A 14,810-nucleotide genomic window follows, 5' to 3' on the forward strand; every position below is an offset into this window, starting at 1 on the left:
TGCGTTACATATTTTACATCTAGTGTTTATTGAGCTATATCATATTAAACTGTTTGCAATGCGCTAACATAATAACCAAGCCATTAACTGCAAAGTAAAACCATGAGTCAGCATCATCTCAAGCCCTTGTTTGCTCCTAAATCGGTAGCCGTGTTTGGGGCTAGTGACCGCGTTGATTCTGTGGGGCAAGTGGTGTTTCAGAATATGTTGCAAAGTGGTTACCAAGGTAAGCTCTACGCAATCAATCCCAAGCATAGCACTGTGCAGGGCTATAAGGCTTATGCCTCCATCACTGAAATTAATGAGCCAGTAGAATTGGTAGTGATTGCTACTCCAGCAGATGCTGTACCAGATATTATCGAAGCTTGCGGCCTAAATAAGGTGAAGGTTGCCATTATTATTAGTGCGGGATTTGGCGAAGCAGGTGCAGCTGGTAAGCAGTTGGAAGAATCTGTACTCGAAAAGGCTCATTACTATGGTATTCGTCTAATAGGTCCAAATTGCCTTGGTGTGATGTGCCCTGATATTGGCTTGAATGCGACCTTTAATAAAGGTAACGCCATTGCAGGTAATATCGCCTTTATCTCTCAATCTGGCGCGCTGTGTACAGCGATTTTAGATTGGGCAAATGCAAATGATGTTGGCTTTTCTAACGTAGTTTCTATGGGCGCCTCAGTTGATGTGGATTTTGGCGAAATCCTCGATTATTTAATTTCAGATACTAAAACGCGTAGCATTTTATTGTATATCGAAGGTATACACGATGCACGCGGATTTATGAGTTCGATTCGAGCTGCTGCACGTATTAAACCGGTGATTTTGGTAAAAGTAGGGCGTCACCCAGCAGCTTCCAAAGCAGCTATTTCACATACTTCTGCGATTGTTGGTTCTGATGATGCATTTGATGCGGCAGTTCGTCGCGCGGGTGTGGTGCGTGTGCAAACTATTACACAGTTATTTGCCGCGGCTAAGGCACTTTCATGCGGCTTTGATCCAACAGGTAACCGCTTGGCAATTGTCACCAATGGCGGCGGCCCTGGCGTGATGGCAACCGATTACGCAATTGATTTAGGCTTAGAGATTGCCGCGTTATCAGACGTGACCATTCAAGCGCTTAATCAGGCACTGCCAACAACATGGTCGCACGGCAATCCGATTGATATTATTGGTGATGCGCAAGTCGATAGGTATGAATGTGCGGTCAAAGCTTGTTTAGAAGATCCGAATGTGGATGGCGTCCTCACCATTTTGACGCCGCAAGCCATGACTAAGCCGCTAGAAGTGGCGAATGCCATGATTGCCTTGAGTCACAAATATAAAAAACCATTGTTAGCGTCGTGGATGGGCGAAGCGCAGGTGAGCGAGTCGCGCGCTGCATTTAATCGCACTAAGATGCCTAGTTTCCGTAACCCTGAGTCAGCCGTAGATGTATTCTCTTTTCTCTCTGCTTACCATAAAAACCAGAAGCTTTTAATGCAAATGCCAGGGCCAATCTCTCACCATTTGGCGCCAGATGTTGAGAGTGCGCGCATGATTATTGAAGGTGCTCTGCAAGAAAAACGTAAGATTCTGGGTGAAATGGAATCTAAAGCCTTATTGTCGGCATTTCATATTCCTGTTGCGCATACCATGGTGGCGCGCTCGCCGAATGAAGCATTATTGATTGCGCAACAATTAGGTTTCCCTGTGGCGATGAAAATCAACTCGCCCGATATTACGCATAAGTCGGATGTGGGTGGGGTGGTGCTAAATTTGGCCAATGCGCAAGAAATTCGCTCTGCCTATCACTCCATTATCGAGAGCGTTAAAAGTAAACGTCCAAATGCACATATTAACGGCATCTCCATTCAGCCTATGATCGTCAAACCAAATGGTCGTGAGCTGATGGTCGGTGTGACTAATGACCCTGTATTTGGCCCTATTATTACCTTTGGCGCGGGTGGTACGACTGTTGAGATTATTGCTGATCGCTCGGTAGCGCTTCCGCCATTGAATAACTTCTTGGTGAAAGACCTGATTAATAATACGCACGTGGCAAAAATGTTAGGTGCATTCAGAAATATGCCACCAGTCAATATGGAGGCGCTTGAAAGCGTGATGCTGCGCGTTTCTGAAATGGTGTGTGAGCTGCCAATGTTAATGGAAATGGACATCAATCCGTTGATATTAGATGAAAATGGCGTGTTGGCTGCCGATGCTCGCATTATGGTAGAAGTCCGTCCACCAAGCGCCGATCGTTATACACATATGGCGATTTATCCTTACCCGACTCATTTAGTCACCAACTGGCAGCTTGCAGATGGCACCGACGTGGTGATTCGTCCTATACGCCCAGAAGACGTATGGCTAGTGCAAGATTTCGTGAAGAATCTATCGGAAGAGGCGCGGTACTTTAGGTTTATGAAAAGCGTAGAGCAGCTCAGTGAGACATTGTTAGTTCGATTTACGCAAATCGACTACAGTCGTGAGATGGCGTTAATTGCGGTAAGAAATGAAAATGACAAGGAAATCGAGCTAGGCGTCACGCGCTATGCCATTAATCCAGATGGTGAAAGCTGCGAATTTGCTTTAGTCGTCGCTGATAGTATGCGCGGCACAGGTTTAGGGCATAAATTGATGACTGCATTAATGGATATTGCCCGCAACAAAGGCTTAAGTCGAATTGAAGGTGAAGTGCTAAAAAATAACGCCAGTATGTTAAAACTGATGAAGCGCTTGGGCTTTACTGCCACAGTTAACCCTGACGATAGCAGCATTAAGAATGTATATATAGATTTATAAATTATGCATACTGCTTACATCACGCATCCAGAGTTTCTTAAACATGACATGGGGCCAGACCATCCCGAGTGTCCTGCGCGTATTCATGCGATTCAAGACCAGCTGATTGCATCGGGTCTGTATGATTACCTTGTTCATTATGAATCATCAAAAGTCAGCAAAGCGATATTGGCCTTGGCACATACCGAAGAATACATCGATTGGGTGTTTAGCCAGTCGCCAGATTCAGGACTGATAGATCTTGATGGCGACACGATGATGAATCCATACACCTTAGACGCAGCTTTATACGCCACAGGTGCAGTGGTTCAAGGTGTTGATTTAGTCATGGCTGGTAAGGTTAATAATGCATTTTGCAATATTCGCCCGCCTGGTCACCATGCTAAACGTGGCGGCGCGTCTGGATTCTGCATTTTTAACAATGTGGCGGTGGCGGCTACATACGCGCTTGAGCATCATGGCTTAGAGCGCATAGCTATTGCCGATTTTGATGTGCATCACGGCGACGGCACCGAAGATATTTTTCATGATGATCCACGCGTGATGATGTGCTCAACCTTTCAGCATCCGTATTATCCATATAGCGGCGCCGATAGCGGTAGCGAGCATATGATTAACATACCGCTTGCGGCAGGCAGCACAGGTGAGCAGTTTCGTGACGCTGTTACAGAGCATTGGCTACCAGCGCTAGAGCGTTTTCAGCCTCAAATACTCTTTATTTCAGCCGGTTTCGACGCACACTGGGAAGATGATATGGGCGATATAAGCTTGCACGAAAAAGATTACTTATGGGTAACAGAAGCGTTAAAAGACGTAGCTAAACGTCATGCGAGTAATCGCATAGTCTCTGCACTTGAAGGCGGATATGCTTTGCATGCGCTAGGGCGATGTGTAATGACGCATGTTAAAAGTTTGAGCGATCTTTAGTCGCATACTTAATGCTAATTCATGGTTGATATTGAACCTTACGCCTAACGCACTGCCGTATTTGAGTGTATGCTTAGACGTTAAAATTAGATTGGATAGATATGAAAAAAATCATCAAAACAGAGTCAGAATGGCAAGACCAACTTACACCACTTCAATATGAAGTAACACGCCATGCGGCGACTGAGAGACCGTTCAATGGCGAATACGCAGATCATAACGAAGCTGGCATTTATACCTGTGTATGCTGCAATACGCCGCTTTTTGAATCTGATACCAAATTTGATGCAGGTTGTGGCTGGCCTAGTTACTTTAAGGCGCTCAACCCTGCAAACGTGCGTGAGCTAAAAGATAGCACTCATGGAATGATACGCACTGAAGTGATTTGTAATGTTTGCGATGCTCATCTAGGTCATGTATTTAACGATGGGCCTCCTCCTACAGGTTTACGTTATTGCATTAACTCTGCATCGTTGAGTTTTGAAGCTAAATAGGCTGTATTTTAGAGATTTTAGCTAGTTAGTATTTGAACTTTTGTAGCGCAAAGCGCCCTAAGCCTGTGTAAAAATAACGGCTAACCAGAATAGTGGCCTACTTAGTTAGCTGCATACTCAGTTAAAATTAATCTAAACTTCTCTACAAACGATCACTTTAATAAACATGACCCAACCCTTATTTGCAAGAACACCAGTTTTAAACGGCAGTGATGTTGCCGCTACGCGTAAAGAGTTTCTTGAATATTTTCTCTCAACGTTCAATCGCTACGAGCTGCTTTTTGAAACCTTAGTAAATGAAGATTCTTATCAGAATAAGCCTATAGCACTGCGTCACCCACTGATTTTTTACTTTGGTCACACAGCGACTTTTTTCCTAAATAAATTGCTTTTAGCAGGATTGTTGAAAGAGCGTGTTAATCCGAAGCTTGAGTCAATGTTCGCAGTGGGTGTGGACGAGATGAGTTGGGATGACTTAAACGATGCCAACTATGATTGGCCAACCTCTGCAGAAGTTAAGTATTACCGCCACCAAGTCCGAGATGCGATAGTAAACCTCATTCAAACCGCGCCACTTACTTTGCCGATTGATTGGAATCACCATTGGTGGGTGATTATAATGGGCATTGAGCATGAACGTATTCACCTTGAAACCTCGTCTGTGCTGATTCGTCAGCAAGCGCTTGAGTTAGTGCAACCACATGCTGCTTGGCAAGCTTGCACTCGCTCTGGCGATGCACCGCAGAACGATTTGGTTACGATCCCAGCTGGTAAGGTAGCTCTCGATAAAAAAGAGAGCGCTGCTGAATATGGCTGGGATAACGAATATGGCTTACATGAAGCGGATGTTGCCGAGTTTCAGGCGAGCCGATATTTGGTGAGTAATGCTGAATTTTTAGAGTTTGTCACTGAGGGTGGCTATGCGCAAGAGGCATTTTGGGCTGAAGAGGGGTTAAAGTGGAGACGCTATACACTGGCGGCTCATCCTACCTTCTGGGTGCGCAAAGGCGAAGTGTGGTGGCTGCGCCTGATGACCGAAGAAGTGGCTATGCATTGGGATTGGCCAGCAGAGGTCAATTATCACGAAGCCAAAGCATTCTGCAACTGGAAAGCACAGAAAACTGGCTTACAGGTGCGTCTACCTAGCGAGGATGAGTGGTATCGTTTGTATGATTTTGCAGGCGTTGCTGAAGTAAAAAATGGTGAAGTTGCCGCTTCTAATATTCATCTAGACCATGCCGCGTCGCCATGCCCAGTCACAGATTTTCGTCATGGTGAACTCTTTGATGTGACTGGTAATGTTTGGCAATGGACAGAAACGCCTATTTATCCATTCAGTGGTTTTAAAGTACATCCTTTGTATGACGACTTCACTACACCGACTTTTGATGGCAGACATAATCTTATCAAAGGTGGCTCTTGGATTTCTTGTGGCAACGAGGCATTACACAGTGCGCGTTATGCATTCCGACGCCATTTCTTTCAGCATGCTGGGTTTCGATACGTGGTTGCCGATGCACTAGCCAGCGTGCCAGCCTCACATTATGAAACTGATAAATTAATCTCAGAGTACGCGGAGTTTCACTATGGTGATAACTTTTTTGGGGTGGCAAATTTCACTAAAAGCCTTGCTGATATTGCGATTAGCGTGATGAAAGATAAGCCAGCACGCAAAGCCCTAGATGTGGGCTGCGCTTCGGGACGAGCTACATTTGAATTGGCTCGACATTTCGAACATGTCGCGGGTGTTGATTTTTCTGTGCGCTTGATTGAGTCTGGTGTGCAAATGGCTGAAAAAGGTGAGTTGCACTATACATTAGTCGATGAAGGTCAGTTGGTCAGTTACAAGACTCGTACCTTGGCAAGTTTAGGGTTAGGTAACTTAAAAGGCAAAGTAGAGTTTTCGCAAGGTGATGCCTGTAATCTCAAGCCGATATTAACTAACTACGACTTGATATTGGCTGCAAACTTGATTGATAGGCTTTATAGCCCAAAGAAATTCCTTTCGCACGTACATGAACGTTTGAATATTGGCGGAATTCTGCTGATTGCCTCACCCTATACCTGGTTAGAAGAGCATACCAAGCGTGAAGAATGGATAGGCGGATTTAAGCAGAACGCCGAGAATTTCACTACGCTTGATGGTTTGAAAGAGCAACTTAGCGCACACTTTCGCCTGATTGCAGAGCCTGTAGACGTACCTTTTGTGATTCGCGAAACTAAACGAAAATTCCAGCATTCGCTTTCGGAAGTGACGCTTTGGGAGCGAGTCTCTTGAGTTTTGATTTCGCTAAAATCATAGCGCGAGATGATACTGCATCGGTAAAGCAAGACGGACGTGCGGGCTACTTTGGTACGTCAGATATCTTGCCGTTATGGGTGGCTGATATGGATTTTTCTGCGCCAGAAGCAGTCATAAATGCGCTTACGCAGCGTGCTGAGCATCCAGTTTATGGATATTCTTTTTATCCAGAAAGCATGTATGACGCCTTAATTAGTTGGCTGAAAAGTCGACATGGGTGGACGGTAGAGCGTGACTGGATTGTGATGGCGCCGGGTGTTGTGACTTCATTATTTGCTAGTGTAATGGCATTCACAGAGCAGGGCGATGGCGTCATTGTTCAGCCGCCAGTCTATGCACCGTTTTTTTCGGCAGTGACGACCAACCAGCGTCACTTGATTGAAAACCCATTGATGTTAGTGGATGATGTTTACTATATAGACTTTGAGCACCTAGAACGCTGTGCCGCTGATGGTGCAAAAATGTTGATATTTTGCTCACCACACAATCCAGTAGGGCGTGTGTGGAGCAAAGCCGAGCTAGAGCAGCTATTAGCCATTACACGCCGTTACGATATAACTATATTATCTGATGAAATTCATGCTGACTTAATTTATCCAGATTTAAAGCATACTGAGAATCCTACAGAGAATTATATTGGTGAACAGCACACCACCTTAGCAATGCTAGCGAGCAAGAGCGATAAAATCATCACGGCTGTAGCGCCAAGTAAAACATTTAATATTCCTGGGCTTGGTTTATCCGCGATGATTGTACCAAACCCCGCACAGCGAACTGCCTTAAAGAAAGTGTTTGATAGCCTGCATTTAAGTAATACTAACCCATTCAGTATTGCGGCTTTTGAGGCTGCATACCGTGGTGGGGAAGCTTGGTTAGATGCGCTACTGATTTATCTGCGTGATAACCGTGATTTTGTGAGTAACTATCTCAAAAATAATATCCCCTCTATACGACTAATCCAGCCTCAGGGTACATACCTGCTATGGCTAGATTGTCGTGATTTAAAAATGACAGATTTACAACTAGAAGCTTTTTTTGTGAAAGAAGCCAAAGTCGGGCTTAATTTAGGTAAGTCCTTTGGCAAAGGCGGCAGTGGCTTTATGCGACTTAATATTGCATCGCCACGCAGTGTGATTGCAGAGGCGTTAAACCGCATTGCAACCACACTTAATGCACGCTAGTACTTTAAACGCTAGTTATACTAACGCGGCATCAGAAATGTTGATTTTTCTGATATTTGTTCATCTAGACCAAGTGCTTCAATTTGAAACTTGATTTTATGCGAGCCGCTACTGACTGAGCCATCAGGTATTTGTATGCTGATAGGTACCATGCGCTCACTGGCAGGATTCACCATAAAGACGCTACTGGAAGAGATAGATAAGCCATCTAAGCCCGCCACTGAAACGCGGTACGTCTGAGTGTCTTCGGTAGCGTTGGTAATCTGTAAACGGTAGACATTTTCAATAGAGCCATCCGAAGTGATGCGTGACATCACACCGCGATCACGAATCACATCGACCATAAATGAGCTGCGTAAGCTCAGTGATACCACAAAGCCCACGCATAGCAATAATAATATGCCGCCGTATATTAAGACTCTAGGGCGTAGAATTTTATGAGCAACCTCATGCGTTGCGCTAGTTTCATGTTTATCGTTGAGTGTTACCTCACTTAAACCTGCACTGTTGAGTGTGGAGAATTTAATTAAACCGCGTGGATAATCCATTTTATCCATGACGCTATCGCATGCGTCAATACACAAACCACAGCTAATACACTCATATTGCAAGCCATCGCGTATATCAATTCCCACTGGGCAAACCTGCACGCAGAAGCTACAATCAATGCAGTCGCCTAAACCTTGTTCTTTTGCATCTACATTGCGCGAACGGCCACTGCGCGGCTCGCCACGCTTTTCATCGTAGGTGACGATTAAGGTGTCTTTATCAAACATTACACCTTGAAAACGCGCATAAGGGCACATATGTAAACAAACTTGTTCACGCAAGAAGCCTGCATTGCCGTAAGTGGCTAATCCATAAAAACTTATCCAGAAAGTTTCCCAAGGGCCCAAACTGAAATTAAATATGCCATCAAACAGATGACGAATCGGCGTGAAATAGCCTAAAAAAGTAAACCCTGTCCAAATAGAAAAACTAATCCAGATGGCGTGTTTAATCCATTTTTTATAATGTGTTTTTACAGTGACTTTTTTGCTGTCTAGCTTGATACGTGTGGCACGGTCACCTTCAACTCTATATTCAATCCAGAGAAATATTTTGGTATAGACAGATTGCGGACACGAAAATCCACACCAAAGCCGGCCTGCAACCGTAGTAAATAGAAAGAGCGCCAATGCAGAAATAATTAAAATAACGGCAAGATAAATTAGATCTTGCGGATAAAGTATCAAGCCGAAAATGTAGAATTTATGGGTATCAATATCGAGCAAAACCGCTTGTCTTTGCCCAAATTCAAGCCATGGCGTGCCATAAAATATTAACTGGGTAATCCACACCATAATCCATCGCCAATTGGTAAAGTAACCAGAAGTGGCTCTTGGGTAGATTTTGTTCTGTGCTGCAAACATGGAAGTGTGCACTGCAATAGGAATTACTTTTTTTGGTGTCTTTTGACTAACCGTCATTTTTACATCTCACTGGCAATAAACTATTTCAATTTGGGGTATTTAATGGCTAACTAAACTTACTGCAATAAAACAATGCATTATCTGAATTAAACAGGTTTTATATGAAGCCAGTTTAGTTACAGTACAGAATAAGGTATTGCGGTAAATTAAAACAGAAGCAGATAGCTAAATAAAAAGCATATCAGTTGATGTCAACACATGTTTTGACCATATAAAAAGAGGCTGGCGCGGCATTATTTTATCGCATTAAATCCGAGACTATTTTACCAAGTTTCTCTAAGGAAGACTCGATGTTTTCATCCCAAATATGTCCATAATTTAATCTAATGTAATCAGTAAAACCTCTTTGGGCTGAAAATATAGGCCCCGGAGCGATGCTGATGCCGTTTGCTAGTGCGACACGATGAACATCCAGTGCGTTTACAGCATCAGGTAACTTTACCCATAAAAAGTAGCCACCTTGAGGTTTGGTTAAGCGCGTTCCTTCTGGAAAGTATCTTTGAATAGCATCTATAAATTTGATTTGATTCACTAAAAGAGTGTGACGAAGGTTACGCAAATGCTTATCGTAGCCGCCTTTCTGCAGATATTTTGCTAAGGCAAGCTGCGCTGGTGCTGATGCCGATAAAGTCGTCGTTAGTTTTAGCCGTTCTATTATTTTAGAGTATCGACCGGGTGCGACCCAACCTACGCGATAGCCGGGCGCCAAGCATTTTGAGAATGAGGAGCAATGCATCACCAAGCCATCAGTATCAAATGCTTTTGCAGGCATGGGGCGCTTATCGCCGAAATACAATTCACCATATACATCGTCCTCAATCAATGGTACTTGGTGTTGAGTTAACAACTCGACGAGTGCTTTCTTTTTCTCATTACCCAGTAAGCTGCCCAACGGGTTCTGGAAATTCGTCATTAACCAGCATGCTTTAGGTTTATGGCGCTCTAGTGCCCATTCCATTGCATCAAGATCTACTCCATCTTTTGGATGGCTAGGGACCTCAACCGCCTTAAGTCCAATGCGCTCGATGGACTGTAAAGCCGCATAAAAAGTAGGCGACTCAATCAGCACCGTATCTCCCGGCCGCGTCACCGCCATCAGGCAAAGATTTAAGGCTTCAAGAGCGCCATTGGTAATCACAATCTCGTCAGATGGTACATGCAAACCATCAACAATGTAGCGCAAGGCAATCTGCCGTCTCAGATCAGCGTCGCCTGGACTCAAGTTGTCTACGCTACTCCAAGGATCCATGACTTGTATGCTTGAAGCCATCGTTCGTGCTAGATTGCTTAAGGGAAATAATAATGGGCTTGGGAAGGCTGAACCAAGCGGAACAACCTTTTTCATTCTAGTTGATTCAAGCACTTCAAATACTAGTTCACTTACATCCACTTGAGTTAGTTCTTCATGTTTAACCATGACAGGTTCAGGCGATGCCGGAATTCCGCCAGAGCCACCAGTAACAAAATATCCTGAACGTTCACGCGCGCTAATTAAACCTCTTGCTTCCAGGAGGTAGTACGCCTGAAACACGGTTGACGGACTAACATTCCGACTAGAGCTAGCTTGTCTAACAGACGGCAGCTTGTCGCCTTTACAAAGTACGCCCTCTTGAATTGACAGGGCAATAGAGTTAGCTAGTTGTTCGTAAAGTTTCATTATGGAAGGTTAGGCGATGGCTTAAAACTGCATTAATGCTTTTCTAATTTCCAGTTCGTCTAAATCCTTACCAATAATCACAATTCGTGAAAGTGGTTCGTCTTCGGTCCAGCCTTCAAGCAAGGTGGGTGGGTAGGGGGTGAAATGCACGGCATGAATAGCTAGCGGTGCAGATTGGTCAGCCGCATGGATAATACCTTTCAGGCGTAATAAATTTTTACCGTATTTTTGGCAAAAAGATAATAAATGCGGTTTGAGTTGCGACCAGTTAAGTGGGCTGGGCATGATGACAGTGAAACTGGTGATGTCATCATTGTGAGTTTTTTGTGGCAATGTGCCTTTAGGTTGCGCTTGTTTAATTGGCGCGCGAAGCCAACGCTGTGGTTCAGGATGTTTAGTCGCTAAGTCGAATAAACCCACATCCACTACAAAAGCTGGGTCTAGCTCGCCATGCGCAATTTTATGTTGTGTTGCTCCGGGATTGATAGTGATAAGTTTTTCTTTAAGCGCGTTGATTTGCTCGGCGCTAGCTAAATCTGTTTTAGTCAGCACTAACACATCTGCCACGGCGGCTTGCTTTAAGGCTTCGGTATTTTCTTCAATTTGCTGTAAGCCATAAATACTGTCTATGGTCACGACGACTGCATCTAGGCGATACACAGACTCAATTACAGGTTCATTCATTAAGTTGGCAAGTATCGGACCTGGATCGGCCATGCCTGTGGTTTCGATAATCAGCCGATTAAATTGCGGAATAGCTTGCAGAGCGCGCTTAAAAAACAAGTCGCGCATGGTATCTGCTAACTCGTTTTTTAGTGTGCAGCATAGGCAGCCTGAGCTAAGCAGTACAGTGTTATCGGCAATATGCTCATTTTCAATATTCTGCGCTAGATTACTGTTGGCAAAAATCTGGTCTAGCCCTGCGTCACCTAATTCATTGATGATAATCGCGGTATCGCGCATATCAGGGTGATGCAGTAGTTTATTCAGTAAGGTAGTTTTGCCACTGCCTAAAAAGCCAGTGAGTAGAGTGACGGGTATGCGTTTATCCATGTCCATATTTTAAATGCAACAAAGCGAATTAGCTAATACATAAAGCGAAATCTCTAATACAAGGTAAAATGTCACTAATTTAGTTAGAACAACGCATATAAGCATTTATGAACGTATTTTTTGAAGAAGACGGCAGTTTTAAAATTGCCTCCATCATGACCGAAACGCAAGGCGCTTTGCAGGTGGAATCCGTCAGTGGCAAGCGCACCAAAGTGAAAGCCAGTAATGTATTGATGCGTTTTGAAACGCCTTTAGCTGGCTTTATGGAAGCTGCTAATACAGAAGCTGAAACGCTAGAGTTAGATTTTTTATGGGAGTGTTGCGGCGAAACTGAGTTTGGTTTTGAAGAGTTTTCCGCTGATTATTATGGACGTAAACCGACGCCAGTTGAGGCTGCGGCGATTGCGATTAAGCTGCACAGTGCGCCAGTGTATTTCAATCGTAAAGGTAAAGGGCTCTATAGAGCAGCACCTGCCGAAATACTAAAAGCTGCACTGGCTGGGCTTGAGAAAAAGCGCTTATTAGCCGAAAAGATGGCAGCTTTTGTTGAAGATTTAAAATCCCACAAAATGCCCGAAGAGCTGATGCAGAAGCGCGATATGTTGCTTTATGAGCCGGACAAAAATGCTTTTGAGTACAAAACATTAGATGCTGCTGCGAGCGCGTTGCATTTAAGTCATCTCAAGTTAATGCATATCTGTGGCGCAATTCCATCTGTGCACGACTATCACTTGGGTGCTTTTTTACGCGAATACTTTGCTAAGGGTACAGATTTCACTCCTGAACAAATAGCAGAGATTGCTAGCGATATAACTTTTGATTTGCCATTGGCAGATGCCGAGGCCTTTAGTATTGATGACAGCACCACAACAGAAATTGACGATGCGTTTTCAATTAAACAATTAACCGATGGTATCACTCGCATCGGTATTCATATCGCCGCGCCCGCTTTAGGTATTGCTGTTGATGGCGCGCTGGATAAAGAGGTGATGCAGCGTTTATCTACCGTGTACATGCCCGGCAATAAAATTACCATGCTGCCAGAAACGGCAATTCGACCATTTAGTTTAGATGCTGGACAGGTTAAACCTGTTTTATCTTTGTACTTGCATGTAAATGAGGCGCTGGAAATTATTCAACGTGATAGCAAAGTTGAGTTGATTAAAGTAGCTGAAAATCTACGCCACGATACATTAGAGCCGTTTTTTAATGAAAACACATTAGAGGCTGACAGCGGACATCCCTATTGGGCTAGGTTGCTGTATTTATTTGACTTAGCAGTTTCATTAGAAAAATCTCGCGGTAAATACGACCCAACAAAACCACCCCAAGTTGACTATAACTTTTATGTAACAGATGACAAAGTCAGCATCGTTGGCCGCCATCGTGGTTCGCCTATGGACAAGTTAGTAGCTGAGTTAATGATAGAGGCTAACAATCAGTGGGGCGCCTTATTGGCATCGCATGAAGTGCCAGGTTTGTATCGTGCGCAAATGGGCGGTCGAGTGTATATGACCACCAAGGCCGAGCCGCATCAGGGCTTAGGTGTAGCGCAATATGCTTGGAGCACGTCGCCTTTGCGCCGTGCGGTGGATTTAATTAATCAACGCCAGATTATCAGTGTCGTGCAAAACAACCAGCCTGTTTATCCGCAAAACAGTGATGCGCTCACTACACATATGCGTAATTTTGAGCTAACTTACAAGGCATATAGCGAGTTCCAAACGCGTATGGAGCGCTATTGGTGCTTGCAGTATTTGATTCAGGAAGGCTTTTTAGAGGAAAACAAGCAAGAGATTCACGCCACCGTTTGGCGTGAGAACTTAGTACGTTTAGATCATATGCCTTACATGACTAAAGTTTATGGTTTACCTGAACTTAAGCCCGGCACACGTGTAAGCTTGCAAGTGCAAGAGGTTGATACGTTGATGTTGGATTTGCGTACTAAATTTATAAAAGTGCTGGAAGAGGCCGCAGCGCCTGTGGATTTTGATGATGCAGATATCGAAGCTTTGGATAGTTTAGATTCAGCTACTCTCGATATGAATACTCCTGATTCAAATAACAGCGAAGCTACTCCAGATGATACGGTTGAAGTTGAGGCTGCTTAATGTTTCGTGTCGCTAAACATTTAATGCGCAATTTCACCAATACTAGTGCTGCAGACGAAACGGTTTATGTGAGTGAAGCCGATGGCGTGCGCTCATTGCATTTAGGCTCAGTCACCATACAAAGCGCCATGCGCATACGTGACCCGTTTGCGCTGGAGCTCACCTATACACGTGGCATTATGTGCTTTTTACTGTTTAGGAATAATGTTAAAGACATGCTTACCATCGGCTTAGGTGGAGGATCTGTCGCAAAGTATGTGCACAAACATTGCCAAGGTATTAAAAGTACTATTGTTGAGATCAATCCTAAAGTCATTCAAATGGCACGTAATCAATTTTCTGTGCCAGAAAATGATGACTATTTTGATGTGATTGAGGGCGATGGCTTGCAGTATTTGGCTGAGCATATTCATAGCACTGATGTATTGCTGATTGACGCGTTTGATAGCAACGGTATTCCACCAGATTTTTGCAGCCAAGATTTTTTTGATCAATGTTCAGCAACTTTAAAAGGTGACGGGATATTTGTAATCAATCTATGGGGCAGCGATAAGAACTTTGATATTTATTTGCAGCGCATAGAGCAAAGTTTTGAGCAAAAAGTGCTGATGATGCGTACTGGCAAGCCTGGTAATATTGTCGTTTTTGGCTTTAACAAAGTACCAAGCAACTTGAATGTAGCCAGTCTGCAAGAGCGTGCAAAAGCGCTTGAAGCGCAGCACCAAATAGAGTTTTCTGATTTCATCGATAAACTATGCAACGATAATCAGGTGTACCAAAAAAGGCTGATGCTCAGAGGCGATGCTGGTAGCAATTAAGCATTACCATAGTC

Annotated in this window: 10 protein-coding genes; 7 read left to right on the top strand and 3 right to left on the bottom strand. The window is 44.0% G+C overall.

Going from position 1 to position 14,810, the window contains the following annotated elements; translation table 11 throughout:
• Positions 1-102 precede the first annotated feature (102 nt).
• From PSU72_RS09480 to PSU72_RS09500, 5 genes are all read left to right on the top strand, one after another.
• On the top strand, positions 103-2,781 hold the full coding sequence (locus tag PSU72_RS09480) for a bifunctional acetate--CoA ligase family protein/GNAT family N-acetyltransferase (RefSeq protein WP_300432131.1): 2,679 nt from the start codon (positions 103-105) through the stop codon (positions 2,779-2,781).
• Positions 2,782-2,784: 3 nt separating this feature from the next.
• Positions 2,785-3,708 carry a histone deacetylase family protein gene (locus PSU72_RS09485; RefSeq protein ID WP_300432133.1) on the top strand — a complete coding sequence of 308 codons (924 nt, stop codon included), beginning with the start codon at positions 2,785-2,787 and terminating at the stop codon, positions 3,706-3,708.
• A 101-nt stretch (positions 3,709-3,809) separates the two neighbouring features.
• Entirely contained in the window at positions 3,810-4,202 is a 393-nt protein-coding gene (gene msrB / locus PSU72_RS09490; protein ID WP_300432134.1) for a peptide-methionine (R)-S-oxide reductase MsrB, read from the top strand.
• 166 nt (positions 4,203-4,368) lie between these two features.
• Complete coding sequence (gene ovoA / locus PSU72_RS09495) at positions 4,369-6,480, top strand: 5-histidylcysteine sulfoxide synthase (protein ID WP_300432135.1); 2,112 nt, start codon at positions 4,369-4,371, stop codon at positions 6,478-6,480.
• On the top strand, positions 6,477-7,685 hold the full coding sequence (locus tag PSU72_RS09500; protein ID WP_300432136.1) for a PatB family C-S lyase: 1,209 nt from the start codon (positions 6,477-6,479) through the stop codon (positions 7,683-7,685). The genes ovoA and PSU72_RS09500 overlap by 4 nt, the downstream gene beginning before the upstream one ends.
• Positions 7,686-7,705: 20 nt before the next feature.
• On the opposite strand, the gene ccoG is transcribed toward PSU72_RS09500, so the two are convergent.
• From ccoG to PSU72_RS09515, 3 genes are all read right to left on the bottom strand, one after another.
• Complete coding sequence (gene ccoG / locus PSU72_RS09505) at positions 7,706-9,154, bottom strand: cytochrome c oxidase accessory protein CcoG (RefSeq protein ID WP_300432138.1); 1,449 nt, start codon at positions 9,152-9,154, stop codon at positions 7,706-7,708.
• A 241-nt stretch (positions 9,155-9,395) separates the two neighbouring features.
• The gene (locus PSU72_RS09510; RefSeq protein WP_300432139.1) at positions 9,396-10,814 is read right to left on the bottom strand and encodes a PLP-dependent aminotransferase family protein; all 1,419 of its coding nucleotides are present in this window, start codon (positions 10,812-10,814) and stop codon (positions 9,396-9,398) included.
• Positions 10,815-10,835: 21 nt separating this feature from the next.
• Complete coding sequence (locus PSU72_RS09515) at positions 10,836-11,867, bottom strand: GTP-binding protein (RefSeq protein WP_300432140.1); 1,032 nt, start codon at positions 11,865-11,867, stop codon at positions 10,836-10,838.
• 107 nt (positions 11,868-11,974) lie between these two features.
• Between PSU72_RS09515 and PSU72_RS09520 the strand changes: the two genes are divergently transcribed.
• On the top strand, positions 11,975-13,978 hold the full coding sequence (locus tag PSU72_RS09520; protein ID WP_300432141.1) for an RNB domain-containing ribonuclease: 2,004 nt from the start codon (positions 11,975-11,977) through the stop codon (positions 13,976-13,978).
• Complete coding sequence (locus tag PSU72_RS09525) at positions 13,978-14,796, top strand: polyamine aminopropyltransferase (RefSeq protein WP_300432142.1); 819 nt, start codon at positions 13,978-13,980, stop codon at positions 14,794-14,796. The genes PSU72_RS09520 and PSU72_RS09525 overlap by 1 nt, the downstream gene beginning before the upstream one ends.
• Positions 14,797-14,810: the final 14 nt, after the last annotated feature.

It is taken from the genome of Methylotenera sp. (assembly GCF_029945535.1).
GTDB lineage: Bacteria > Pseudomonadota > Gammaproteobacteria > Burkholderiales > Methylophilaceae > Methylotenera.